This is a genomic window from Halostagnicola sp. A-GB9-2 (assembly GCF_030068615.1).
Classification (GTDB): Archaea; Halobacteriota; Halobacteria; order Halobacteriales; family Natrialbaceae; genus Halostagnicola.
On record NZ_JASJOC010000010.1, the window covers coordinates 44376 to 69574 of the forward strand.

Consider the following 25199-nt stretch of genomic DNA (forward strand, 5'->3'; position numbering starts at 1 on the left):
CACCGTTTTGTGGCCGATGACGTCGTTTCCTGATTATATGAGAAATATGATAGTTTTTCGAACAACTCTTGCCAAATATACAACTCATATCCGATATCCCAACGAGTGATACACCAACGAATTATATTCGCCGTGAACGGCCGCCACTCGAACAAGGGATCGGGCACGCTCGCAGTTATTCTACCACCTGCTCAATACGGGGGCTTCAGCTCCGTCGAGACGTACTCGGCGAGTTCCTCTACCGATTCCAGGATATCCCGTTCGTGATCCTCGAGCTGTCGGTACTCCTCGTTCGCTTCGAACTCGTGGAAGCTCGTCTTCGCGACGCGAACGTCTTCGAATAGCGACGGACAGTCATCGATTCCGATGCCCGTCGCCGGGAGTTCGGCTGACACGTCGGCGATGTTGTTAGCATACTCGCCCGTCCCGTCGGACTCGAGGCCAGTAGGAACCGTTCCGAGCACGTCCACCTCGATCGAATCGAGCGTCTCTTCGATCGTTTCGAATTCGCTCTCGAGCGTCTCGACTTGTGTGCCCGCTTCGAACGGAATCAGGACATTTGGGGCGGCGTACACGCCGTTGTAGGCGCACTGATTGATTCCTGTTCCAGAATCGACCAGGATAATATCGTATTGGTAGAATACTTTGGAATCAGAGAGAACTCGGTGGAGCTGTTCCGTTTTCGGGTATTCGTAGCCGATCCGTGGTGCGGACTGTTCTGAGAGGACGGCGTTTTGTTCGAGGATGGAGTCGAGTTCCGCGAGATAGTCGTGGGTCGGTACGATGTCGACGCCCGACTCTGCCGATCGAATGAGTTCGTCGAACGGCTCGGTATCCTCTTCGAGCAAGTGAGAGACGATATTTTCCTCGTATCTGTCTTGTGTCTCGAGGCCGAAGTACTCCGTCAGACCGCCGCCCGGCGGTGTGAAATCGACAACAAGAACCCGATCACCTCGCTCGGCCTGGGCTCGAGCGAGGCTCGCGGTGATGGCAGTGGTTTGAGGCCCCCGTTCGCTGGACCAGACGGAATACGTGTGCATGTACGGGGATAGATGGCCCGGTGCTCAAAAACGCTGTCCAATCGAAATAGGCGACGTGGGTTTGTTCACTCGATCGACAAAATCTGAATCGCTGACAACTAGTCCTGTTTGAAAATGGAATTGTATTGTAAATATCAGCCTTGGGAAGGTATGCCCTCCCGCAGAAATACCCTTCGTACTACTTTCGGGGCCTTTACAGTGGGCCTTTCCGGCTGTACCGATCACCTTCATGTCGGCGAAAATGGTGCGGTTTTCCCGTCGAAATGGAAAACGGCCCTCATCTTCCCCAGATTCGGTACGAACGCCGACGAAGAGCCGCTCGTCGTCGTTCCCGGCCGAGACACTCGCAATCTCGCGTTACCACGGAATCTCGCCAATACGATCGGATCACAGGTCGATCCGTCACTCCGACAGCGGCGGAATAGATTCTTGTCTCATAGGGTCGGTTGTCCCTGTGTACCGGTTTGTCGCCAGAGCGGGGTGGCGGCTGGCCGGAAATGACTGACAACCGACCCTATCAGATGGTCACTTCGGAATCAGTGTTCGATTCGATAATCGAAACTCGAGATTCCGACCGCTCGAGGGTCCGTGTTGTTCGACGAAACGACTGATCGAGAATCGCGCCTCCCTCTGAAACGGTTTATTCCGAACTAGCGTGTATTTCCGACGGGCCGAACGCTTTAACCCAGGAACCTCGTATTCTCGTATACGAATGGACCGGAGTAGCCAGTCGCCGATGTTGTACGCGCTTTTGGGGGTCGCGTTGCTCGTTACAGTCCTCGTTCACCTCTCGGTGCTTCCGAGATATTACCCCGGTGATCTCTTCATGACCGCGCTCACGCTGGTTGTCGGCTGGCTCACGTTTGCGATCGTCTGGTACCTTACCGGCCGAATCTACTCGACGCCCGGAGAGTTACCGACGATGCGGTCCGCAGATATCGGTTTGGGTCTCTTTCTTGTCTCCCTGCTGATCGCGCTCTTTATGGATTCGATGGGATTCACTCCCGAAACTGTTCTCGAGGCCTTCGTCCTCCCCGCGATCGGTATTTATGTCGGTCTCGCATTGCTCGGCTGGTCGATCGGTCGTCGAACGAAAGCGATCAACCGAATTTCGAGTTGACTCCGCCGTTACTGTTCGGATCCCGAATTAGCGACGAAAACGGGGATGTCACCGAATCGAATGACGTGGTCGGTGACGCTCCCGACCGCCATTCGGTGTACCCCGCCCCGGCCGCGGGTTCCCATGACGATCACGTCGGCATCGACTTCGTCGGCCGCCTCGAGTATCTGTTTTCCCGGCGATCCCGTCCGGACTGCAGTCGTCACCTCGATATCGTGCTCCTGTGCTTTCTCAGCGATTTCTTCGACGTACTCCGTGGCTCTTCCGCTCATTGCGTCTTCGGCGCTCGAGGCGTCACCCGGTAATCGAATGTCCCCGAGCGGTCCAGCGTCGGCCACGGAAACGATGTGTACGCGGGCAGAGTGGGTTTGTGCGAGTTCGAGTCCCTTTTGTGCGGCAGCCCTGGCGTATTCGCTGCCGTCCGTCGGGATCAAGATTGTATCGAACATACGCACTCTCGACGCTCCAGATACGTCAACGTAGCCCCGAACGGTCTCCGAGTTGCGTTCTTAGTCCGCTCCTTGCTTACGTCGAGTCGGCAAGCTGATCCGAGGATATCCCACCTCATTCACTCCCGTCTCGAGTTCGCAGGTATCGTTCCACAGTCGTGACTATCGTTTCGAATTTACGAGCGGTATCGGATATACTCTCCATTCGGGCGTGATTTGTGCAGGCGGCAAACGTACCGTAGGCTGGCCCTATAGTTGACTCGAGAGTCACCGACGTCGCTCGTGGCATTGTTCCATCGTTTGCAAGCATTATCCACTTCGGTCCCCCAGTTGACACCTCGACTATGGTAGTCGCCTCAGCAATCGTCTTCGTTGTGAGCCTCCTGATCGGTGCAGCCGGAATATACGTCGGTGCTCGCGTCATCGTCGGTGCCGGCGACTACGATCACGCGATCGTTACAGCACTGATCGGTGCGATAATCTGGAGCGTTGTCGGCTTTCTGGTCGGCTGGATTCCGTTACTGGGGCCGTTGTTAGCTCTTCTCGCGTACATCGCGGTCATCAATTTCCGCTACCCGGGAGAGTGGACGGCTGCCGCGATGATCGGACTCCTCGCGTGGTTGACGGTCCTGATCGTGCTCTATGCGCTTGCCGCGATCGGCGTGACCGGATTCGATGCCGTCGGCGTTCCTGGATTCTAGCGCCGCCGGTCGCGCTCGCTTCGGACCCGTTGAATCCCGTAGATACGCTTTTATCATACGGACTGCTGTAAGTCATTGCCAGTACAACCGCGACCGCCCTGCGGTTGCAACGGTTGACTCGCTTCGCTCCTCCACCGAGGCTCGTCTCACACGGTTCGACTCACCACCGGTAAATCGTTACAGCAGACCGTCTCAGTCGTCAGCAGGCGCTTTATCGGGGCGGTAGCTTCGACTGATCGCCTTCCATCTGCCGGTCGAGAACCGGTAGTAGTTGATCACTGCGGGTGTAAGCGCCTCCGCGAAGAAGGTGAGATAGAGCCCGGTAAGTCCCAGTGCGGGTATCGTTCCGCCCGAAATCGTCAGCTCGAGGATCGGAGTCGGACCGATATTCGGGATCGACACGGCTGTCGCGCCGAGATACGCGACGGGGATCGAGAGCCCGAACATCCCGAGCAGTTGGCTGTAGAACGGCCACCGCGTGTCGCCGCTTCCGTTGAGTGCTCCCGCGGCCGCCGTGTACACTCCTTTGAAGACGATCGCCCCGCACGCCGCCCGTATGAGCCCAACTGCCGTCGGTATCGATAGCTCCGCCGGATCGTTGGTAAACGCCAGCGCGATCGGTTCCGCGAAGACGAAGACGATCGCTCCGGCGATCAGATAGACCGCCGTCGAAAAGTAGACGATTTCCCTGCCGTAGCGCTCGGCGGTGTACTCGTCGCCCGTCCCGAGGTTCTGGCCGACGAGACTCGAGGCGGCGAGGCCGAAGCCCCAACCGGGCGTGTTCATCAGGCCCCAGATCCGGCGGGCGATGACGTAGGCGGCGACGGTATCCTGTCCGAAGATATCGACGATGGCGAGCATCGGAAACTCGGCGATCGTCCAGACGAGCTTCGATCCGAGCACGGGGAGTCCGATCGTCGTCAGGTCCCAGATCGTTTCCCCGTCGAGGTAGCTTCCGACGGGACTGATGCTGACGTCGAACGGCTCGAGGCCCGGAAGCCGTCCCGTGATCAGTCCGACGCCAAACGTGCCGGTCACGACGACGTTCGCGATGACGGTCCCCAGCGCGGCACCGACGACGCCCATCCCGAGGCCGAAGATAAGAACGGCGTTGAGGACGATGTTCGCGACCGCGCCGCCCGCTCGGACGACCATCGGGGTCCATGAGTCGTCCATCCCGACGAACGTGCGACTGCCGATCAGGTTCAGCCCCGCGAAGGGGATTCCCAGCGCAACGACTCGCAGGTACTCGGCTCCGTATTCGATCGCCTCCTCGTTGTTACTGATCAGCGAGATGAGTTCGACGGGGTAGGCCCAGAACACGGCCGCAACCGGTACCGTTACCGCGAGGACGCAGACGACGCTCGAGCGGACCGCCTGGCCCATCTGATCGAAGCGGTCAGCTCCGTACCGCTGTGAGACCAGTGCGATCGTTCCGCCCGCGACGCCGCCGCCGAGGGCGAAGGCGAGCCCCCAGTAGGGGGCAGCGAACCCGACTCCGGCGATGGCACCCGAACCGACGGCGACGCCGACCATCGCGACGTCGACGGCGTTTTTCGACATTCGTGCGAGCCCGGTGACGATTCGGGGCCACGCAAGATCGGTTGTCCGGCGCGCTCGCTCGCGGTCTATCAAACCGAGGCGGGCGAGCGCGAGTCCGATCCAGAGGATGAGTTGTCGGAACGGGTTCGGAATTCGTCGTGCCAACGGAATCGGTACCGGCTAGACGACCCCCCGGAAAAGACGTTCCCGACGCGGCAGGGAAAACCGGTTCCGGTTCGACACCACACCTCACAGTGAATCAGTCCCAATCACGGTGCTCAACCGTGCTCCCCCCGAATGACTCGGGCAAAAAGGCAATCTACGTGTCTTCGATCCCGATGGAGAGAATACCTGTCCCCTCTGTCATACCGCGACGATTCCCGATTCTTGAACAGCATGATCGCCGGTTTCGTGTGGCGACAGTTTGCGTTCTTCCGCAAGGACGATAGCAGTCTCTTCGTCCGTACTCTGCACTTCGAGAGCCCGAGTAGAGCCAGTCAGCTTCCATACCGTGGGTGTTCCGTTATCAGGGATTTCGGGGAGTTGCTGTTGAATCAAATATCCTGAAAGCAGGAGAATTATCCCCGAAGCGGTCGATGAGAGAAGGCATCGACTCTCTCAACTCGAGCCCGGATTCCCCGACTCTTCGATCCGCCGTTCGTACTTCTCAATCGACTCCTCGAGCGCGGCGGTCGCGTCGACATCGAGCGACGCACAGACCGCGAGCAGCGAAAACATCGCGTCGCCGAGTTCGTCTCTCGGCACCTGGGCCCGTTCGGGTTTCGAACCGTACTCGGTCGACGCGTTGATCGCTCCCGCGATTTCGCCCACTTCCGCGGACAGATCCAGAACGTGATTTTCAGGCGGGCTCTCGAGGTCGTGCTCCTCGAGAAAGGCGTTCACCGTGGTCTGGCAGTTGTCGTCCATCACGTTTTTCGTATAAAGAGGGAGTAAATAACGGTTTGGCAAGCGGCTACGAACGTCCGGATTCTCATCCGTTCGCTATCGGGCTGGCCCTTATTGTACTCCTCCTCGAAGGACTGGCTATGAACGCCGACGAACGCGTCCTCGTCGCCCTCGACGGCTCCGAGCAGTCCGAACGCGGTCTCGAGTACGCTCTCGAACGGTTTCCTGAAGCCACCATCCTCTGTTTCCACGCGATCGACCCGTTCGATCCGAACCCCGAGGATATCGATGACCAACCGTTGACCGACGAATGGCTCGAGACCGAACAGCGACGCGCATCGGAACTGTTCGACCGGGCACTCGAGGGTCACGACATTGCAAACCCTATCGAACGGGAAACGTCAGTTGGTTCCCCCGCGGAATCGATCGTCGCGTGTGCGGAGGAATCCGATGCTGATCATGTGGTTATCGGTAGCTACGGCCGCGGCGGAGCGTCACAGCTTCACCTCGGAAGCGTCGCCGAAATCGTCGTTCGCCGTGCCCCGGTTCCGGTGACCGTCATCAGGTAGCCCGAACGCGACCGCCGGTTGGAACTGGCGGGTGATTAGGGTCCCGTCGCACGTCACCAAACCGGCTCACGTTCTAGGACTGGCGCACATTCCGAGGTCGACCACACCTGAGGCTGGGCAAACAGTGGATGCAGCGGACGGCGGAGGAAGCGGGGAGACTTTTCCTCGTTAGCAACTCAGGCCGTGCGTATCCGGGTCGACGACTGCGCCGGTCTCCTCGACGTGAACCTGCCCCGTCGAGTCGATTCGAATGAAGTAGTCTTTATATGTGAACTCGAGCGTCGGCTGTACTCGGTCCGAGGATACCGAGTCGTAAAGCGAGTCGAGAGCGTCCGTGTCGATCACGTCGTAAATCGGCGGGGAGAGCTCGGTCGATGGCACGCCCTCACGATCTGCGATTTTCTCGACCACTTGGAGGCTCATCAGTTCCTTGCGTGTCATATAATTCGCTGCCACGTTGGGTTATATAAATATCGGTGATCCTTCGATGACGCTCGTCAGCTATGCGTCTGACGTTGTTGTGGGTAAATAGATTTGCATGCTGCAACTCGATCCTATTCTCCAGAATCGATATCGAGGTGTCCGAGCTGTTCCTGGAGACAGGCCTCGAGATCCGGGTTTATTACCACCTCATCGCCGAGCCCCGGCGTCGCGGGCTCCTCGGTGGTGAAGAGTTCGACGGACGCGAGGACGGTGTTGTCAGGATCGAGTCCGAACTCCGCTACGGCGTCGATACGGCGTTCTCCGTCGACACCGCCGACCGGTTCGCTAATCGTCCCAACCTGGCCGTCACCGGGGTCGAAGGTGATGTTCAAAATAACATCCGTATAATCACCGACGACACGGACCCGCTGGCAGTCGAGATACTCGATCGTTTCATCTTTCGGAGGCTCTTTCGGCGGTTTATCTTCACCCAAAACCGAAACCGTTCGCGCCCAAGCTGCAGGCTGTTCACCGTCGACCCGTCTCCCGGCGGCGACGACTCCACCGTCGTGTCCTCGAGAGAGGGAGCCGACGACACTCGACTGATCGGCCTGGAAGTCAGTCCGATCGAGCGTTCCGACCCAGCCGTTCCCGTTCCGAGCGCCCCCGGCGACGACGCCCGACGGGGTCAGTTGTGCACAGAACAGCGGCGTGTCTTCCAGCGTTTCGAGCCACTGCTGGGTTCCATCGTCTGTGTACGCCGCCACAAACCCATCACCCGTTCCTTCCGGATTGCGGAGCGCCGAGCGTCCGAACCGATCGACCGCGCCGCTTACGCCAACAACCAGAAAGTCATAATTTTCCACATCGCTTTGTACGACATCGTAGACGAGCGTGGGTTCGTCTTCCTCGAGAGCGAAGCGGTCGTCCCACCGCTCGTTCAGATCGTCGCCGATACCGAGTACCCACCCCCGGGGCGGCGCTTCTGAATCCGGTTCGTACGAGCCGGCGACGACGTAGCCGTCCGATGCCGGCGCGATAGCGTTGAACACGTCGGACCTGCTCGTGGTCTCGAGGTCGCGCTCCGTCGCCGGATATCTGGTGAACCCTGCGACTGATCCGTCCCCTTCGAGTTCGACGAGCCAGCCTGCGCTCCCGAGCATGATACCCGGCGATTCTGCCCCACAGCAGAGAAAGCCGTCTTCGGTTTCGATGCCATCTCGAAGATAGCTAAACGCGGAGGCGTCCTCCAGTTCGCCGAGTGACTGCTCGCTTTGGACGGCTCCGTCTTCGTCCACATCGTAGATGCGAGTGACGTATACCGCGGCTCCGTCGAAATACGTCCAGCCGACCAGCAGGAATCCGTCGCCGGTTTCGAGTGGAAGCGTTAGCCAATCTTCGGGAATCGGCCCCGTCGGCGGCTCCATCTCTCGAGCCTCCTGTTGGGGGGTCGATCGGTACGTCTCCTCCCACTCCAGTTCTCCGGTTTGGGCGAGTTTGGTCGCCAGTCCCTGTGTTCCGAACTCGTCCGGAACGTCGCTCCCGCCGACCAGCAGGTAGCCGTCGTCAACTCGCAGGGAATTTTCGTACAGACTACTCGGCGCAGTGAGATATTCCCATCCCGATACAGGTGCGTCCGCAGTCTCTTTCGCTGGGTCGCGAGCCATCGCCGATCCGGTTATCGACGAAAGAATTGCTGCGGACGCTGTCGCCGTGAGAAACCGTCGCCGGTCGAACCCTACCATACGACCCTCTCCGTCAGGCGGCGTATCAATCATTTTTTAGAAACTGATGACCGTCATTTGTAGCAACTACCTACTCGAATTGAGTGTTGAAAATCCGTGTCTGTCCGGGAAAATCGAGTGACAGTCGCTGTGGTATCTCCCTTTCGCTGTCAACGGTTCCCCTAGCGAGAATAGCGGTCCCCTACATGTCAGCTACCGCTCCTCTAACCCGGTTGATCGCGGTGGGACTTTCAGCCGGAGTGGTCGGGTTCGGTGTCGACGGCCGATGAATGACCGTCCAAGGAGTCGAAGGATACGGCTTTGCTCCGATCGCTGTTTTCCGTCTCGAGTTCTGCCTGCACCTTATCGGTGAGGAGATCAACCGCAACCCGATTAGCTCCCTCCGGAATGATGATATCGGCGTCGGATTTCGTCGGTTCGACGAACTGTTCGTGCATCGGTTTAACCGTCCCTAGATACTGATCGATAACCCCCTCGAGTTCCCGTTCGCGTTCGATCACGTCCCGTTGAATCCGACGGAGGATTCGAACGTCTGCATCGGTCATCACGTACACCCGAAGATCCAGCATGTCGAGGATCTCTTCGTCGTACAATGCGAGGATTCCCTCGAGGATGAGGATGTCCGTCGGCTCGACGGTAGTCGTCTCCACCTTCCGGTTGTGGACGTCGAAATCGTACTGTGGCATTTCGACCGCTTGCCCCATCGAGAGCGAGTCGAGGTGACTCCGCAACAGCTCCCATTCGAACGCCGACGGATGGTCGTAGTTGACCGATTTTCGTTCCTCGTACTCGAGGTGAGAAAGGTCCTTGTAGTAGTTGTCGAGCGGAATGCGCGTCACGGCCTCGCCGACGGCATCGGCGATTTCTCGGGACACCGTCGTCTTGCCGGCCCCGGTTCCGCCGGCGATGGCGATGACGAACGAGGGAATACTCATCGATCATTCCTTACTCCCGACCGTTAAGAAGGTCGTGAAATCCGGCCGATGAACCTGTTAGCTATTGCGAACGAATACGAAGACGGAGGACGGCTACGACTCGCTCGAGCTATCGTACATCGAGTCGAATTCTCGTTCGCCCCGGATTAGCTCGTCGACGCCGTCCGTGAGGGTCACCGAGCCGAACACGGTGGCCCGGTAGTACGTGTACAGCCCATCCTGGTCCCGTTCGGTGCGCTGTCGTTTTTCGACGAGACCCACGTCGAGAAGTTCGTTTAGGTGATAGTGGAGCGTGCTGTCGTCCACGTCGAGGGCCTCCTCGAGTTGCTTGGGGCTCATATCGCCGCCGTGGACGAGCCGATAGCAAATCTCGCATCTGGTTCGATGACCGACAGCGGTGTGCATCTAGACGTACTCCTCAAGGGTGAGGACGCTTTGTTCTGGGAGGAGGTCCTCCGGGGCCTTCTCCTCGGTTGGCCGTTTGCTGTCGGTCGACATCTTGTGTTGTCCTGCGACTATCAATCATTTAGATTTTGTCAAGCCGAAGACTACTGAGAACTCTCTTTTTTATAAGATAGTGAGTCATGAGTAGGTATGACCACAGAAATTATGCGCGATTTTATCCGCGGTCAACTTGGAAACGTGAAATACGATCGGTTCCTTCTTTATCTGATGGGCCCGTATAAATCGTTCAACCTCAACTACGTATTGAGCGAAACGGAACGTGAACGGATCGACATCGACGACCTGCCCGGTCCGCTGCGTCAGCTTTTTCGGAGCAAAGACGAAATCGACGAGGCCAAAGCGCTCTTGCGACGGGTACAAGGATCGTTACGGACGGATCCAGGTGTGAACGCCTTCTTGGCTTTGGATCTCGGAGTTGATACGACGGAGGTCGATGCCGCAACGCAAAGCATAGCGTATACTCGATGCAGTAATGCAACGGCGTTCGTTCTCCCCTTTCTTGGCCACAACTTCGGCGTCGGAGAAGAAGCAGGGAGCATTCTCGAGACGTTTTCGGAGACGTATGGCGATCGACTTGTCTTCGCTCACGAAAATGACGTAATCAGTGCGATGATCCGGTCAGCGCAAGTGCGGTGGGATTTGCGGATTGTAACGTACGAAACGGAGGACGAACTTGTCACCAAACTCCGACGATTTCCGGGAGGAATTATGCACCGCGAGCGGCGCGTCGAGATTTCTAATAGGAGACCGAATTAGTATTTATCATGTTCTATACTTCACATGACTTGCCGTCCCTCGAGCAGTCAGTAGGAATGCTGATCGCTCGAACCGCCAGCAGACTGTGGCGAGTGATGTATCACGGGAACCCGGGTGCTCCGGTCAATGCGGGTAGTAATCCGCCTTAATCAGCGGTCGATTATTTCATCACGTAATAGTGGTATTGGGTGTGGAATGTCGACTCCAAAGCGTTTGTGCAGTACGAGCCCCACTCATTGATAATTGGTAACAATTAACGCCCTCCGGGAAGTAGACGACATGACGGCTGATTCCAATGACCTTGGCAACGGTCCCGCGGTACGACGGTGATCGGATCGCCTCTCGGAAGGGCCACGCGGTCGTAATCGGCGCGAGCATGGCCGGGTTGTTCACAACGCGCGTCCTCGCGGATGCGTTCGACGAGGTTACGGTGATCGAACGCGACCAGCTCACGGCCGAGATCGAAACGCGACCCGGAGTTCCACAGGGAAAACACGTACACGTGCTTTTAGAAGGCGGCCGGGCGACTATAGAGGACCTGTTTCCGGGATTTTGTGACGAGTTATTGGATGCCGGTGGCGTGATTGCAAATGGGGAGGAGTTCAAAGTCTTCGTCCAGGGTGACACCCTCGTGACTACGGACCGCCAATCGTTGCACCTCTCCACGCGCGCCCTCTACGAACACCTGGTCCGCCGACACGTCGACTCGTTCGACAACGTTTCCCTGCGATCACCCTGTCGGTTCGTCGACTACGTCGCTAACGAAGACGCAACGGCAGTCAAAGGGGTGGTGATTCGAAATAAACACTCCGAGCGGGAGATTCTCGCGGCCGATCTCGTTGTCGATGCCACTGGCCGGACGAGTCGAACGCCCGCGTGGCTCGAGAAGCGCGGATACGATCCGCCGCCCCTCGAGGAGGTTACCATCGACATCGGGTACGCCTCGACGTTCATCGAGCGCCCTGCGGACGACCACCTCGGGATCTCTATGGAAGCCGAGACACCTCGTACTCGCGGCGCGTTCGTCTTTCCGGTCGAAGGTAATCGATGGCTGCTCAACTTACACGGGGTACATGGCGACTATCCGCCGACGGACCCCGAGGGCTTCAGGGAGTTCTCGACGAGCCTGCCGACCACGACGGTAACGGACCTCTTGGACGAGCACCCGATGACGGACGAGAACATCGCCTTCTATCCCTTCCGGTCGAACCGCCGGTACCGGTACGAAGCTCTCGAGCGGTTTCCCGAGGGGCTGATCGTTATCGGCGATGCAATCGCCAGCTTTAATCCGGTCAACGGACAGGGAATGTCGGTCGCTGCGTTAGAGGCATTGGCACTCCACCATGTCCTTGCGGGGGGCGAGCGCGACGGGATGGCACACCGCTTTTTCGAGGCCGCTTCGGATGTCGTCGATATCGCGTGGGACCTGACGATCGGAGCCGACCTCGAGTTTCCACAAACCGAGGGATCGCTTCCTCGACGGACGGCCATCTTCGACTGGTATTTGAACCGTCTGACCCGCCGCGCCCACACCGACGTTTGGTTATCGAATCGCATGTGGACCGTCTTCATGCTCGAGCAACCGCCGTCGGTGTTATTTCGACCCCGAGTCATCTGGCGCGTGCTCGGGCCCGCTCGTCGTCCCAGGCGCGAGAAATCGTCACAAGGTGAGCCGCCTCGAGATCGACCTCCCTGACGAAATGCAGCTTAATCCCGTGTAGATACAATCTAATCGACACGAAGGTGTTTATTTGATGCCACTAGACCAACAGTTATGGTTGTGATTAAGCGACTGTTCAGAGAACCTGATGGTCGCCGTACGGGGGCAGTATGGATCGCTATAGGTCTCTTCTTCCTCGGACTATACGGTTACTACAGTATTATTAACCCTGGTGGATCATCTTCGGCACTACACTTCGGCGTACTGTGGATACTGATAGGGATTCCAGAACTTCTCCCGAAAGAGCGTGAACAGATCGCTGGGGGACTTCGAATTATCGGGTTGGTATTCGCCGTCGCTTTGATAGTCTTCTATCTCTCTCGACTCTCTTTCTTCCCATAAATTGGATTGTCGTCATCCGGTTTGATGACGCGATCGCCGGGCGTGAACGGATTGTTTGCGTGCTCGAGATTCGTGTGTCGGTGTAGAACTTGATATCCTGATCGTATAGTAGGAACGAGCTTCGAGGGATGGATTTTGTGCCAGGTTCCGGGTCCGTCATCGACCAGCATGTAGCACAACATTTTGCACATACTGCAATAACTTGTCTATTATGCAAGAACAAACGCGTGTCCTCCTCGATTACCCTTTTCCTGAGGAACGGGTCTTTCGGTATCAGGCGATGCAGGATATCCTTCATCATCTCGTTAACACCCCGTTCGAAGAATTCACGCAGAAGGAATTGGCGACGATCACTGGGGCTGATGTCTCATCAGTCTCTCGATCTGTCGATCTTCTCGAGCAACTTGGTGTCCTCACTCTTAACGGGGGGAAACCCGCAGAAATCACAATGGATCAGGACCACTTCACCGGCTCTAATCCGCTCCTTACGATTCCCCAACAGGAGTTCCGAAAGCCGGTCAAGGCATTTCTCGATGAACTTACCGACGACATCGAACCCGCTCCCTCGAGACACCAGCTGTCTTCAGTACACACCTCGCTATCGAGGGGAAGAGTCTGTCTTTGCCGTCAGAAAACTACCAACCCTATTTGATCGTCTCTGGCGTAGGTTGAAATGGATAATTAGAACAATTTTGGCTCATAGTAGGTTATTTGGCCATCTATAAACCCAACCAATCGCAGAGATAACAACCGATGTAGGTAAATAGTATATGGGCGTTCACTACTGTGTCGAATGAGTTGCCCCCAATGAGTACGAAACACACCACCACGCAGACGATTTATCCAACCGCTCGAGACGGATTCCTCGACGATGCCGCCAGATGGGAAGCGACAAAGCTGGATATTTGCGAGTTCATCGAACGCACAGTGACGAACGCTGGCGCGGAGGGAGTCGTCGTCCCGATGAGCGGCGGCATCGACTCGACGCTCACCACGGCGCTGGCAGTCGAAGCCCTCGGAAACGATCGCGTTCTCGGCCTGGGACTACCGGCTTTGAAAACGGATAGCCGAAACGCGGCGGAGGCTCGGACCATCGCTGAGGGACTCGGTATCGAGTTCCGCGAAATGCAGCTACAGCCCATAGTCGCCGCGTTCGAGGAGGCGATGGCCTCGATGGCCCCCAACGAAAACGATGTTTCGGCGCTCGGAAACGTGGTTGCCCGCTCGAGAATGATCTGTGCCTACTACGTCGCGAACACGCAATCTCGCCTCGTCTGTGGGACGGCGAATCGATCAGAACTCCTGCTCGGCTACTTTACGAAATACGGCGACGGTGGCGCGGACCTCTACCCGCTGGGGGATCTGTACAAGTCGGACGTCCGGTCGCTCTCACAACATATCGGACTTCCACGACGGATCATTACGAAAGACCCCACCGCAGGGTTACTGGCGGATCAAACCGACGAGGATGATCTCGGCGCGACCTACGATGTAATCGATCCGTTTTTGCGCCGACTGGCCGAGGCCGATCACAACGCGTGTGTCGAAGAAGTCGCCGATGGGCTCGCTATCGACTTCGAGACCGCCGAGCAGATCGCCTCGATGTACGCCGATTCCGTCCACAAACGAACCCTTCCCCCGAGGCCGGGTCTCGAAACTGCCGGTGAAATGCGCTCTTCGAGTCCGGAGCACGCTGGCTCACTCGTGAACTGATACTGTCGACATCGACACTGGGTTCTCCTCCACCAGCCTCGAGTTCGCCTCGGTTACCGTTCCCTCATTGCTATCGTCGACCTTCCCTTGTCAGCAAGGGCAGTGCCGGTTTCTTTTCAAAACTGACCGCAAAACCGCGTTCAGTACACTGGACGAACTGATCATCGACACTCGAAAGAACGTGATTACTGACTCGAAATTTTTGTCAGTGTAGGTTCGAAGAATCGTGCTGTATTTAGGAGTCATATTTAGCGTTCTGTAACTCGTTCAAACCGAAGGACCGATCGACAACAAAGGAGGCCGACGCGAGCTACAAGATGCTCGGTCTCGAACCAGAGGATATGGTCCCATCACACGTGCTCGTTCCGCTAGATGGCTCGCCATTAGCCGACGATGCTCTCTCTCATGCACTCGAAGTCTTTGACTGTCGTATCACTGTCCTGAATATCGTGACGCCACTTGACGCAACCATGAGTGAAGGCAACATTCTGGAGGCGGATGAGGCGCGACTCGATGAAGCATATGACCGAGCTGACCAGTTGATCGAACGGTCCCGCCATCAGGCTTCGGCCATGAACCGCACGGTCGAATCGGCGGTCGAGACAGGGGAGCCAGCGGAAATAATTCTCGCGTACATCGATGCTTCTGATGTGGATCACGTGGTGATAGGCGGTCACGGAGGCCCCAAAAGCAGCGCTCTTCGCCGTCTGCTCGGGACCGTGGCTACCGCTGTGGTCGGTAAATCACCCGTGCCGGTGACGGTCGTCAGGTAATTCCCGCGAACAGGTCGCCGCCTTACTCAATACCCAGAAGCGTCGAGAATAGTCGGTAGAGTCCAAAGCCGATCACAATAGAGCTCGTGAGCGTGAGCACCCAGAAGGTGATTGTTACGGCGATTTTCCGCCGGGAGACGCCCGCAGTGCCCGCAGCTAAGCCGCCACCGATCACACCCGAAATGATGATGTTGTTGAACGAAATTGGAATGCCGAGTGCGATTGCCGTTTGGGCGATGACAAACCCGGGAACGAGCGCCGCGATCGAGCGGCGCACGCCTAACTGTGCGTACTCTCGAGAGGTCGCCTGTAACAGCCGCGGAGCGCCCATCCATGCCCCGATAAGGATACCCGTCGCGCCAATGGCTAACAACGCGGTTCCGGGTAGCCCGAGTTCGATGCCGTACAGTTCCTCCAGCGGTCCGGTTGCGAGTCCGACCTGGCTGCCGCCACTACTAAACGCAACAATTCCACCGAGACCGAGGAGGAACGTCCGGATTCCTTGCTCGGCCGACACGTGTACTTTTCGCCGAATGTATTGAAAGGCGATTCCGGCGAATCCGATGGTGATGGCAATAACTGACAAGTCGATTCCGAGAAGGGTTGGGCTTCCCAGCGTGTGTGAGACAAGTTCTGCGACTGACCCCTGCGGACGCTCGGGATTGGGGATCACTCCGAGTCGAATGTGGGCAAGGATTCCCGCGACGATGGCTGCTAACAGGGGGACGCTGACGGTTTCAGGGATATCATCTCTGCGAAGGAGCGTCGCTGTAAGAAAGGCCATCCCACCCGACGTCGGCGGGACAAGCAGCCAGAACGTCCCGAGTCGCTGATAGGTATCGAATGCTGGGTCTCCACCGAGAGAAAGGCCAACGCCGACCATCGCGCCAGTCGTCGCAAACGCCGCTGGAACCGGGTAGCCTGTGTAGACGCCGAACGCCATGAACGATGCGGCGACCAGTAATCCTGTTGTTGCAGCGAGCGGCGTGATCGTCGTCTCGAGAATCAGGTTTTCGCCGACTGTTTCAGAAATACTCCCCCCTTGGGTGAGCGCACCTGCTGCGGCGAGGATCCCAATTAGGAAGGCGGCCTGCATCGTCGAGATAGCATTGGCACCGATCGCTGGTGCGAACGGGGGTGAGTTACTGTTCGCCCCGAGTGACCACGCCATAAACAGACAAGCCACCGTTGCAAGCCCGACGAGGCCCCAGAACGTCAGCGTCACGGACATTTCCAAAGCTGTGTGAGTCGTTCGACCCGCGACTTACCAACGACACCAGTTGAACGTACAAGAAGTATTGTCTTGCCTGTTCGCGGGATGATCGCCTGTGTGATTGTCCCGACGAGTTGTCGCTGATCTGCGTTCTGTCGTCTTCCTCTGAAGAGGAGCATATCGTGGTCCGAGGTGAGGTACCTCCAGTCTTATTTCGATTGTCTGTCCGTTATTGACAAATTACCGGTCATACATTTTCCAGCCGTTCTACAAACGCTTAGATCCTGGGTTGTCATGAGTATGTGCGCCGAGCAAAATCAATTTGGCCCTTGCCACTCAAGCAGTGATTGTTCGACAGGTCACTATGGTGTTCGAATATAGTTGTTCAGCCGCTTCTGACCGTTTCGAGCGCCGCAGGTGTCGGTAAGGACGAATTTTTGTTGGATGGAACGAGTCGTGAACCGACCGAGCGGTCGCCGCGCGACGGCAGACCGGTACGATCCACTGTGCAGAGCTGGCCTGTCTCGAGAGTGAACGTTGTGGTTGTGCGTTGTCGACTCTCGTGCCCGACTGACTGTCGTGTCCCACGACAGGTGCGCTAGGACTTTATCTAAATTGACAGCGTACAAACACTGGTATGACGCTTAGGACTACAGTGTCGACTCGTTTCTCAGGAGGTCGATCGTAAATGTGTACCCGGCTCGTGTATCTCGGCCCGGAAGGCCGGACGCTCACGGCCCGTTCCATGGACTGGAAGGTAGATATCGGGACCAATATCTGGGCGCTCCCTCGCGGTATCGATCGCAACGGTCAGGTCGGTCCGGCTTCGATCGAGTGGACGGCCGAGTACGGAAGCGTCGTCGCCACCGCCTACGACATCGCGACCACCGACGGCATGAACGAATCCGGTCTGGTGGCCAACCTGCTGTGGCTCCCCGAGTCGGAGTATCCGGACTGGGACGGCGACGAACCTGCCGTCTCGATCTCGCTGTGGGCGCAGTACATGCTCGATAATTTTGCCACGGTATCCGAGGCCGTCGAGGCAGTTCGCGACGAAAACTTCGTGGTCGTCTCCCAGAACGTCCCGGGAGAGGATCGGCTGGCGGCGCTTCACCTCTCCCTCTCGGATGCGACGGGAGACAGCGCGATCATGGAGTACGTCGACGGCGAGTTGGTCATCCATCATGACCGCGACTACCAGATCATGACGAACTCGCCGACGTACGACAAGCAGCGTGCGCTGGCCGAGTACTGGGAGCAGATCGGCGGCACGGTCATGCTTCCGGGAACGAACCGCCCGGCCGACCGATTCGTTCGGGCGCGCTTCTACACGGACGCGATCCCCAAAGTCGAGGACCGCCGCGATGCGACCGCTAACGTGTTCAGCGTGATCCGGAACGTCTCGGTGCCCCACGGCATTACCACGCCGGACGAGCCACACATTTCGTCGACGCGCTGGCGGACGGTCGCGGACCACAAGGACGGCGTCTACTACTTCGAGTCGGCGCTTGCCCCCAACGTATTCTGGGTCGAACTCGACAACGTCGACTTCTCAGCCGGTTCCGACGTCCGGACTCTCCAGTTGGGACCGGACCAGTCCGAGGTTTTCTCGAGCGACGCGTCCGATCAACTCTCTGACGCCGAGCCCTTTTCGTTTCTCGGGTTGCAGGCCGCGTAGCACCGCGTCCACAATCGATTATTTCGATCGCGGCAGTTCCTCGACTCTCGACCCACCGATGGGACTCACTCGTGTTCGACCCACGCACCGGCGTCGTCGCCGTAGGTGCGTTCTTCGTCCTGTCCGGAGTTGAGCACGCTGTCGAGGACGCCGGTCGAGAGCGCGCTTTCGGGATCGAACGCGTCGGAGGTGAGGTAGGATTCGAGGCTGTGGCGGAACTGTCGGACCGAAGGATCGTCCCCGGAGAGGTCCAGCGTACAGACGGCGAGCTTTCCGTCGCCCACCGCGGTTTCGAAGTAGACGCCGAGCTTGTGGTTTCGGTAGATCGTATCGATTATCTGGACGAGCGGTTCGAACTCGGCGGGTGCGTCGTCGAGAACGATCGGGCGCGAACGCCGCAGCAGGGACCACCACTGCCAGTCGGTGTACTCCTCGGTGGGGAAGGCGTCGAACAGCGGGTGATCCGCATCCGTCGTCATTCCGAGGGTACCCGGCTTCCCGTTTCGCTTGAAAACCTCATAGTTCCAGAAGTCCGGCTGGAACGACCCTTCGAGAGCGTATCGAAGCGCGCTCGGCTCCGGAAGCAAGAGGATCGTCTCGCCGTCCGTCAGTCGCTCTCGCGTCTCCTCGTCGAACCGACGGGAAACGCCAAACTCGTCCGCCTCGCTGGCAGACTCGAGCTCTTCGGGGTAGACCCAGATTGGATAGGACGTTCGCAGATCGACGGCAGAGCCATCCTCGACATCCCTGCCGGCAACCTCGAGGGTTACCTCGAGTCGAGCGGGTGCGGAGACGTCGTCTAACGGGGCGTCGATCGTTCCGAGTGTTACCAGATCTCCCTGTGGGATCTCAGCGTGGCTCGAGTCCCCTGTCGCGAGTTCCGACCCGTCAGAACCGGCTATCGACCAGGCCGTGGTCGCGTCCGCTATCGTCCCGGGCCCGTAGTTGGCGAGCGCCGCTTCGGCAGTGAAGTCGTCGCCGGTCGTGAAGGTGTACCGGTCGAACGAGAGGAGCGGAACGCGCGCGTCACAAAAGCGTCGCCATTCGTGGGGCTCGATCAGTCCTTTCGACTCCATGAACGAGTCGAGAATTCCGACCATGGCGGTGCCCTGACCCGGAAAGTCGTCGAGGCCGAGAAGCTGAAAGCCGCCGAAACCGGCCGTCCGGAACGCGGCCTCGATATCTTCGCGGTAGCAGGTAATCGAGAGTTCTCCGGAAGCGTTCTGGAAGTTCTTGTCCGAGCCTTCCATGTAGCGATCGGCGAGCGAGCGTTCGAACCGCTCGAGGCTACGGGCCTGGAGTACCCCGCGATACTTGCGCGCCTCGTCGTAGTTCGGATGGATCTGGTACTGGCCGATTTCGTGACCGACGACGGGGAGGTCGTAGGGCTCGAGTTTCTTCTCGTAGTCGACAGTCGTCGACGGCGGGGAGTCGTTGATGTGTCCGGTTCCGCGGATGGGTGTTCGGTCGACATCCCAGTGGCTTGCTTCGGGATCCTCGGGAACGTTGGCGGTGATAAAGAAGTCGTCGGCCGCTCCGGGGTGTGGCGAGGTGAGAAAGTTGTTGGCCCCGTAGGCGTACAGTCGGCGGCCGTCGATCGCTCGACAATGGCGGACGAGTTCGTCCATCCGTTCTTCGTTGCCCTTGTTTTCGTTTCCGAGGGTAAAACAGACGAACGAGGGGTGGTTACCGTAGGCGTCGAGAATGCGCTCTGCTTCCCGCTTGAAGTACTCGTACCCCTCGTCGTCGACGAACGAGGTGCCGAAGTTCCACTGGGAACACTCCGGTTGCAGGTAAATCCCGACTCGGTCGGCCGCTTCGAAGGCCGCCTTCGGCGGACACCAGCTGTGAAAGCGGTAGTGGTTGATGCCGTAGTCTTTTGCGGTCTCCATGTGCTCGACCCATTCGGCGGTCGTCGTCGGTGGGTACGCGGTGTCGGGAAAGACACAACAGTCGGTCCGTCCCCGGAGGAAGACGGTCGTTCCGTTGATCGAAAACTGCGTGCCGTCGGCTTCGAACTCGCGGAGGCCGAACGTCGTCTCGAACTCGTCGACGAAGGTGTTCTCTCCGTCTGTTTCCTCGAGAGACACGGTCAACTCGTAGACGGCAGGGGAGAATTCGTCCCACGTGAGCGCATCGGGTCCGAGATCGTAGGTAAACTCGACGGTCGTTCGATCCGGGTTCGTTCCGTTATCAGGGGCGATCGAGACGGCGCACGCGCCCGTCTCTGAAACGTGAACCTCATCGGTATTCACGCTCCGCGCGGCGGCCGTAAGCGTCCCGTCAAGAACGCTCGTCGTGGCGTTGGTGAGGGCGACCTCGAGGCCGACCGAGTTGTCGCTCGGATCTGGATCGGTTCGGATGTCCTCGATTCGGACCCGCGGCGTCGCTTCCAATCGGAGGTCCCCGACGACGCCGTTCCAGTTCGTCTGCGTGTGTTCGGTGCTCGCGTGTGACCGACGTACCCCCGGACGGTCCATCGACTCGTCCGTGTTATCCACTCGAAGGATGATTTCGTGCTCTCCCGGTTCAACTGCCCCGGTGAGATCGTAGACGTGAGGGGTGCTCAAACACGTTCGTGACCCGATTCGCTCCCCGTCGACCCAGAGCTCGGTCGGTCGGGTCCGCTCGAGTAGTAGCCTCACGCGCTGGTTCGCCCAGGAGTCGGGAACGGAGACGGTTCGTCGGTACCACGCCGGCCCCTCGTACTGATGAGTACGCTGGAGATGATCTCGTGGCCGATCTTCGATTTCCGTTCCGTAGCCGTATTCGTCCGTCGTCCCAGGGAGAAACACCGTCCCGTCGATTTCGTCGTCGGACAGGGCTTCGATACCGCCCTCGCGTTCGGGGTCGAGCCGAAGATCCCACGGTCCCGACAATGAGAGTGTTTGCACGATCTTCTTTTTTCGGAAGGGTGTATATAGGCGCTACTGTCCCGGTCAGTATGAGACGAGGGAGCTGGCTCCATCGCTTGTGGCCCCCTCGATTTCGATCCGGGTCGGCTCGCGGACTGATCGTTCGAGGGCGACGCTCGAGCGAGCCAGCGTTCGTCGAGGCGAGTGCTCCGTCGTGCGATCGTTGACACGAGCGCGTTCGTGGTAGCAACTGAGACGCTTCACCGATGTCGACCGACAGTCGAAGCCGCCACGCTTGTCCGTAGCGTCCCAATTGGTCCGGGAGAAGGATATTCGTTCTTATTTAACTAAACGGGTAAATAAGTGCGCGACATCTATTTAACCGGATGGTTGAACGAACGCGGAACGATTCTGATCTCGACCCCGACCCCGATCTCGACGCAATCTTCGGGGCGCTGGCCCACCCCACACGACGAGCGCTCATCGAGCAACTGGCCGGCGGTCCCGAGAGCGTCGGTGAGCTAGCGGAACCCCACGAGATGTCCCTGGCGGCGGTATCGAAGCACTTGCAGGTACTGGAGGATGCGCACCTCATTGAAGTCGAGAAGGACGGCCGTGTGCGCCGATGTCACCTGGACGCCGCACCGCTTTCCGACGCCTTCGGCTGGCTCACTCGGTACCGCGTGTTCTGGGAGGATCGGTTCGACGCGCTCGCTGACTATCTGGAGACAGAAAGCCAATGACAGAAAACGAACCGGTCGACGAGGCGGCAAACGAATCCGACGACTTCGAACCGAGCGAGCACGACCTGACCATCGCGCGGACGTTCGACGCGCCGCGCGAACGAGTCTGGGAGGCGTGGACCGATCCCGAACAGGTGGCACAGTGTGGGGTCCGAAGGGATTTACGGTTCCTCGTTGCGAGACGGACGTACGACCGGGTGGCTCCTTCAGCATCGATATGGAAGCCCCAGATGGCACGATATTTCCGGACGAGGGAATCTTCCACGAGGTGAAAGAACCAGAACGACTCGTCGCCACGAGTTGTGCCTTCGAGGACGACGACGGCGATTTCCAGCTCGAGGTTCGCCAGACCGTGACGTTCGCTGACCGTGACGGTAGGACCGAACTCACGCTGGAGGTGGAAGTCCGGACCGCGACACCCGAAGTAGCCGATGCGCTCGACGGGATGGAACTGGGCTGGAGTCAGAGCTTCGATAAGCTCGAGACGGACGTCGGTCGACCGGCGGGTGATGCGGAGTGACGGCCGTGAGTGCGAGCATATCGATGTCGCTGGACGGATACGTCGCCGGACCCCACGACAGTCCCGACTATCCGCTCGGCGACGACGGTGGCCGCCTTCACGAGTAGATATACGACCTGATGAGCTGGCGTGAGCGACACGGTCTCGACGGCGGGAAGACGAACTGAGACGACGAAATAATCGAGGAGTTACCCGAAGACGTCGGCGCGGTTGTGATGGGTCGGCGAATGTTCATTGACATCCTCGCCCTTCAGAGCGGGGAGGATCTCAAGGAATCGTTTCGCGTCAGAAGTCCCAGGAAGCGACTGTTCACCAAACCGATCCCACTCGAGACGATCCGCTTGCAGGGATCGCCCTTTCGTTCGGAATCTGTTCCGAGCGACGATTCAAGTCCGACCGGCGGACGCGTTCATGGACGCTTGCACTCCTCGAGGAACTCGCGAATTCGTGCGGTGACGTCCGCTTGACCGTCCGTGGAGAAAATGTGTCTCTCACCCGGAAGCGTCTCGAGGCGTGACAGCGAGCGAATGCGCTCGCGCGCTCGAGGCGCGATCGCTTCGGGCGGAAAGAAGGGGTCCTCCTCGCCCAGATAGAGCGCGACGGGTGCGGTAAAGTCCTCGAGTTCCGCCGCAGTACTGTCGGGCAGCTTGCGTTCCAGTTCGACGTATCGGAGAGAGGCCGCGATAGTCGCCCGCGAGAGGTCGTTCGAATCGGCGTCGGTGACGAGCGCGGCGACGACTCGGTCGAGCACCCACTCCCGCGGGAGGTACCGGTACAGGACGCTCTGGACTCCGATCCGGAGTAACGATCTGACGGGTCCGGTCCCGAAACCGGCCGGGACCACCAGCGCCGCGCTGTCGATGCGATTCGGAGAGAACGCCGCCGTCCGGACGATGATCCCCGCGCCGTAGGACGTGCCGATCATCGGTGCGGACTCGACGTCGAAAGCGTCCATCACGTCGACGACCCATTTCCCGTACTCGGCACCGCCCGGATCGAGGCGCGTCTCCGCGCTCTTTCCGGGGTGTCCGACGGTGTCGGGCGCGACCAGCCGATACTCGTCCGCGAGGGCGGTGTACCAGGCGAGTGTCATCGGATTCGTCGCGTTCCCGCCGTGGAACACGAAGATCGGCTGCGCGCTTTCCGGTCCCGCGAGCAGGACGTGCGTCGGCCCGTAGCGCGTTTCGACGATTCGCTCGTCTACGTCCACCTCGAGGCGATCGACGGCCGTATCATAGCACCGCTCGAGAGCCCGCCGTCCCGCCGCCGACCGGTAGATGGACATGGATGTGGGTTATTCGCCCACCCACTCATACCCGTCGGCGCGTTCTCGAACCTATTGGTTTTGACCTCGTCTTGAGTTCCCGATCCAGTTCGTCGCGATACAGGAGATACCATGGCGTCCAGTCGAAGACCGTGCGGAACCGGTCGTTCGTCGTCTCCACCGGATGCGAGAGCAGCCGGACGATTCACCCGTTACTCCGTACGTATTATACGGTTCCAACGTTTTCGGTACTCGAGAATAGCTCGGTCGTATCCGGGCTTTCACAATCGTTTGGAACTGCGCAACGTTTCATCCAGCATCGCCAGGTACTCCCGAAATCTCATTCGTGGCGAGTTCTTTTGAGCCGCCCTGGTGCCGTATCGAATACGAGTTTAGTTGGTACGAAGCGTTCCGACAACGAATATCGCGCCATAACCCATTAAAATAATATTCCCATATTTAGTACGCATACCGTCGGTGATGTTGTCGAAATAATGAACGAACCGCCGATGGCCTGTCGACGAATGTCGGTTTGACGCCGGCGTCGGTTCCGACGCTCGTCCGGAGGGATCGATGCGTACGACATCGAAATTCGCCCCCGATCTATCGGCGGCTGCTCGGTGAAACAAGAACGGACTATCGAACACCTCTCAACCGTCGCCGAAGCCCGGTGAGCAGGATGAGCTCCGCGACGAACTCGGAAAGCGACGAGGGATGGGACACTCGGTACTCTGTACCAACCATCCCAACAATTGCCGAGTTGTACCCTAAAACGGATCTTTCTCGGAGTACGTCCCGAATAATGAACTCTCGGTAGTACGACTGGACGCGTCAGATGGGAACGGTACCTGAAACCCGTAATCGTTTCTCTAACAGGTCACTTCCGTGACCACCTCTTTGACCCGTGAGGTGAGTTGGTGACGGTGATCGGTGACAGTCCTGATCAACCTGGTAAAGATATGAGAACTTACTTTTGACGAATGCTGTCCTTTGCAATCCCTTGTCTTGGTCGATCAATCTATCGCGACTCGGCGTCCGACCGCTCGAGGTCGTCGGTCATATTCGTAAGGAGGCGTTCGAGTTCGCTCCAACGAATGCTGGTCCCGAGCCAGTTCTTTATGAACGAGAACGTGCCACCAAACGTGAACTCGGACCTGACGGTGACTCGAGTCCGGTCATCGCCCTCGACCATGATTTCCGTACGCATTTCCTCGAACGGTCCGATCTCTCCGACCTGCGTGTAGCGATGACTGTCGTCAAGTTCGGTAAATTCGAGCACTAATTGAAGGGTGTCTCCGATGACAGTCAGTACCGTCTTCGAATCTGATTCGTCGACCGATTGGATCGCGTAGGTGTTGGCATATTCGACGATCGATGTCGGAGAGAGTTCCCGTTCGACGGTTTCGAGAGGAGCATCGAGTTCGGTCGAGAGTTCAACCGTTTTCATCGAGTGCGGATTCGATTGCCACTGTAATAGATCTGGTACTCGGTGGATGTGAACGCGTTTTTTCACTGTACCTTGTTTGTCTATGGCCTACGTATGATCCGATTTCACGAACTCGGTGACGAATCGACCCCCAAACTCGAGGAAACCGATAGAATGGTGCCCGCTACTCGAGAGGCGTTCGCTGCGGTCAAATCGGTATCATCGCACAAGGGGGTTCGGTAACGCTCTGGCCGGAAACGAGTCTGGCGGCGATGATAGAAGCGCCAAAGGCACACGGGAA

Annotated in this window: 23 protein-coding genes and 2 pseudogenes; 13 read left to right on the forward strand and 12 right to left on the reverse strand. The window is 58.4% G+C overall.

Annotated elements, in window-relative coordinates; all coding sequences use genetic code 11:
* Window positions 1-191: 191 nt before the first annotated feature.
* Window positions 192-1040: a ParA family protein gene (locus QNM96_RS18505; RefSeq protein WP_283838211.1), complete on the reverse strand. Its 849-nt coding sequence runs from the start codon at window positions 1038-1040 to the stop codon at window positions 192-194.
* A 712-nt stretch (window positions 1041-1752) separates the two neighbouring features.
* On the opposite strand from QNM96_RS18505, the gene QNM96_RS18510 reads away from it, so the two are divergent.
* Window positions 1753-2160, forward strand: coding sequence for a hypothetical protein (locus tag QNM96_RS18510; protein ID WP_283838212.1), 408 nt, complete (start codon window positions 1753-1755; stop codon window positions 2158-2160).
* An 8-nt stretch (window positions 2161-2168) separates the two neighbouring features.
* Here QNM96_RS18510 and QNM96_RS18515 read toward each other — a convergent pair whose 3' ends face one another.
* On the reverse strand, window positions 2169-2609 hold the full coding sequence (locus tag QNM96_RS18515; RefSeq protein ID WP_283838213.1) for a universal stress protein: 441 nt from the start codon (window positions 2607-2609) through the stop codon (window positions 2169-2171).
* Between the two features lie 344 nt (window positions 2610-2953).
* Here QNM96_RS18515 and QNM96_RS18520 point away from each other — a divergent pair, with 344 nt between their 5' ends.
* A complete protein-coding gene (locus tag QNM96_RS18520; protein WP_283838214.1) occupies window positions 2954-3310 on the forward strand; it encodes a hypothetical protein in 357 nt (118 codons plus the stop codon).
* Window positions 3311-3502: 192 nt separating this feature from the next.
* Here QNM96_RS18520 and QNM96_RS18525 read toward each other — a convergent pair whose 3' ends face one another.
* Both QNM96_RS18525 and QNM96_RS18530 read right to left on the reverse strand, forming a co-directional pair.
* Window positions 3503-5017 carry an MATE family efflux transporter gene (locus QNM96_RS18525; RefSeq protein WP_283838215.1) on the reverse strand — a complete coding sequence of 505 codons (1515 nt, stop codon included), beginning with the start codon at window positions 5015-5017 and terminating at the stop codon, window positions 3503-3505.
* 453 nt (window positions 5018-5470) lie between these two features.
* Entirely contained in the window at window positions 5471-5779 is a 309-nt protein-coding gene (locus QNM96_RS18530) for a MazG nucleotide pyrophosphohydrolase domain-containing protein (protein WP_283838216.1), read from the reverse strand.
* 119 nt (window positions 5780-5898) lie between these two features.
* Between QNM96_RS18530 and QNM96_RS18535 the strand changes: the two genes are divergently transcribed.
* Window positions 5899-6327 carry a universal stress protein gene (locus QNM96_RS18535; RefSeq protein WP_283838219.1) on the forward strand — a complete coding sequence of 143 codons (429 nt, stop codon included), beginning with the start codon at window positions 5899-5901 and terminating at the stop codon, window positions 6325-6327.
* 168 nt (window positions 6328-6495) lie between these two features.
* Here QNM96_RS18535 and QNM96_RS18540 read toward each other — a convergent pair whose 3' ends face one another.
* The 4 genes and pseudogenes from QNM96_RS18540 to QNM96_RS18555 all read right to left on the reverse strand — a co-directional run bounded on the left by QNM96_RS18540 (window position 6496) and on the right by QNM96_RS18555 (window position 9928).
* A complete protein-coding gene (locus tag QNM96_RS18540; RefSeq protein WP_283838221.1) occupies window positions 6496-6768 on the reverse strand; it encodes a HalOD1 output domain-containing protein in 273 nt (90 codons plus the stop codon).
* 113 nt (window positions 6769-6881) lie between these two features.
* On the reverse strand, window positions 6882-8495 hold the full coding sequence (locus QNM96_RS18545; RefSeq protein WP_283838223.1) for a hypothetical protein: 1614 nt from the start codon (window positions 8493-8495) through the stop codon (window positions 6882-6884).
* Window positions 8496-8725: 230 nt separating this feature from the next.
* On the reverse strand, window positions 8726-9430 hold the full coding sequence (gene udk, locus QNM96_RS18550; protein WP_283838225.1) for a uridine kinase: 705 nt from the start codon (window positions 9428-9430) through the stop codon (window positions 8726-8728).
* A gap of 93 nt (window positions 9431-9523) precedes the next feature.
* Window positions 9524-9928, reverse strand: a pseudogene (locus QNM96_RS18555) (helix-turn-helix domain-containing protein).
* Window positions 9929-10024: 96 nt separating this feature from the next.
* Here QNM96_RS18555 and QNM96_RS18560 point away from each other — a divergent pair.
* The 5 genes from QNM96_RS18560 to QNM96_RS18580 all read left to right on the forward strand — a co-directional run bounded on the left by QNM96_RS18560 (window position 10025) and on the right by QNM96_RS18580 (window position 15199).
* The gene (locus QNM96_RS18560; RefSeq protein ID WP_283838227.1) at window positions 10025-10651 is read left to right on the forward strand and encodes a hypothetical protein; all 627 of its coding nucleotides are present in this window, start codon (window positions 10025-10027) and stop codon (window positions 10649-10651) included.
* Window positions 10652-10946: 295 nt separating this feature from the next.
* Window positions 10947-12347: an FAD-dependent monooxygenase gene (locus QNM96_RS18565; protein WP_283838228.1), complete on the forward strand. Its 1401-nt coding sequence runs from the start codon at window positions 10947-10949 to the stop codon at window positions 12345-12347.
* Window positions 12348-12924: 577 nt separating this feature from the next.
* On the forward strand, window positions 12925-13365 hold the full coding sequence (locus tag QNM96_RS18570) for a hypothetical protein (RefSeq protein WP_283838230.1): 441 nt from the start codon (window positions 12925-12927) through the stop codon (window positions 13363-13365).
* A 155-nt stretch (window positions 13366-13520) separates the two neighbouring features.
* A complete protein-coding gene (locus QNM96_RS18575; RefSeq protein ID WP_283838232.1) occupies window positions 13521-14426 on the forward strand; it encodes an NAD+ synthase in 906 nt (301 codons plus the stop codon).
* Between the two features lie 341 nt (window positions 14427-14767).
* On the forward strand, window positions 14768-15199 hold the full coding sequence (locus QNM96_RS18580) for a universal stress protein (protein ID WP_345782545.1): 432 nt from the start codon (window positions 14768-14770) through the stop codon (window positions 15197-15199).
* A gap of 22 nt (window positions 15200-15221) precedes the next feature.
* Here the strand turns inward: QNM96_RS18580 and QNM96_RS18585 are convergent, their stop codons facing one another.
* Complete coding sequence (locus tag QNM96_RS18585) at window positions 15222-16370, reverse strand: inorganic phosphate transporter (RefSeq protein ID WP_283838281.1); 1149 nt, start codon at window positions 16368-16370, stop codon at window positions 15222-15224.
* Between the two features lie 730 nt (window positions 16371-17100).
* On the opposite strand from QNM96_RS18585, the gene QNM96_RS18590 reads away from it, so the two are divergent.
* Window positions 17101-18090, forward strand: coding sequence for a linear amide C-N hydrolase (locus QNM96_RS18590; RefSeq protein WP_283838234.1), 990 nt, complete (start codon window positions 17101-17103; stop codon window positions 18088-18090).
* A gap of 65 nt (window positions 18091-18155) precedes the next feature.
* On the opposite strand, the gene QNM96_RS18595 is transcribed toward QNM96_RS18590, so the two are convergent.
* Entirely contained in the window at window positions 18156-20984 is a 2829-nt protein-coding gene (locus QNM96_RS18595; RefSeq protein WP_283838235.1) for a sugar-binding domain-containing protein, read from the reverse strand.
* 347 nt (window positions 20985-21331) lie between these two features.
* Between QNM96_RS18595 and QNM96_RS18600 the strand changes: the two genes are divergently transcribed.
* The 3 genes and pseudogenes from QNM96_RS18600 to QNM96_RS18610 all read left to right on the forward strand — a co-directional run bounded on the left by QNM96_RS18600 (window position 21332) and on the right by QNM96_RS18610 (window position 22208).
* Window positions 21332-21688 (forward strand): metalloregulator ArsR/SmtB family transcription factor, encoded by a 357-nt coding sequence (locus tag QNM96_RS18600; protein ID WP_283838236.1) that lies wholly within the window; start codon window positions 21332-21334, stop codon window positions 21686-21688.
* A pseudogene (locus QNM96_RS18605) lies at window positions 21685-21806 on the forward strand (hypothetical protein); the annotation flags it as partial. The gene QNM96_RS18600 and the pseudogene QNM96_RS18605, both read left to right, overlap by 4 nt.
* A 24-nt stretch (window positions 21807-21830) precedes the next feature.
* The gene (locus QNM96_RS18610; RefSeq protein WP_283838237.1) at window positions 21831-22208 is read left to right on the forward strand and encodes an SRPBCC domain-containing protein; all 378 of its coding nucleotides are present in this window, start codon (window positions 21831-21833) and stop codon (window positions 22206-22208) included.
* A gap of 409 nt (window positions 22209-22617) precedes the next feature.
* On the opposite strand, the gene QNM96_RS18615 is transcribed toward QNM96_RS18610, so the two are convergent.
* Both QNM96_RS18615 and QNM96_RS18620 read right to left on the reverse strand, forming a co-directional pair.
* Window positions 22618-23493: an alpha/beta fold hydrolase gene (locus tag QNM96_RS18615; protein ID WP_283838238.1), complete on the reverse strand. Its 876-nt coding sequence runs from the start codon at window positions 23491-23493 to the stop codon at window positions 22618-22620.
* Window positions 23494-24490: 997 nt separating this feature from the next.
* Window positions 24491-24919 carry a hypothetical protein gene (locus QNM96_RS18620; RefSeq protein WP_283838239.1) on the reverse strand — a complete coding sequence of 143 codons (429 nt, stop codon included), beginning with the start codon at window positions 24917-24919 and terminating at the stop codon, window positions 24491-24493.
* Window positions 24920-25012: 93 nt separating this feature from the next.
* Here QNM96_RS18620 and QNM96_RS18625 point away from each other — a divergent pair, with 93 nt between their 5' ends.
* Window positions 25013-25141, forward strand: a complete 129-nt coding sequence (locus QNM96_RS18625; protein ID WP_283838240.1) for a hypothetical protein — start codon at window positions 25013-25015, stop codon at window positions 25139-25141.
* The last annotated feature ends 58 nt before the right edge of the window (window positions 25142-25199 follow it).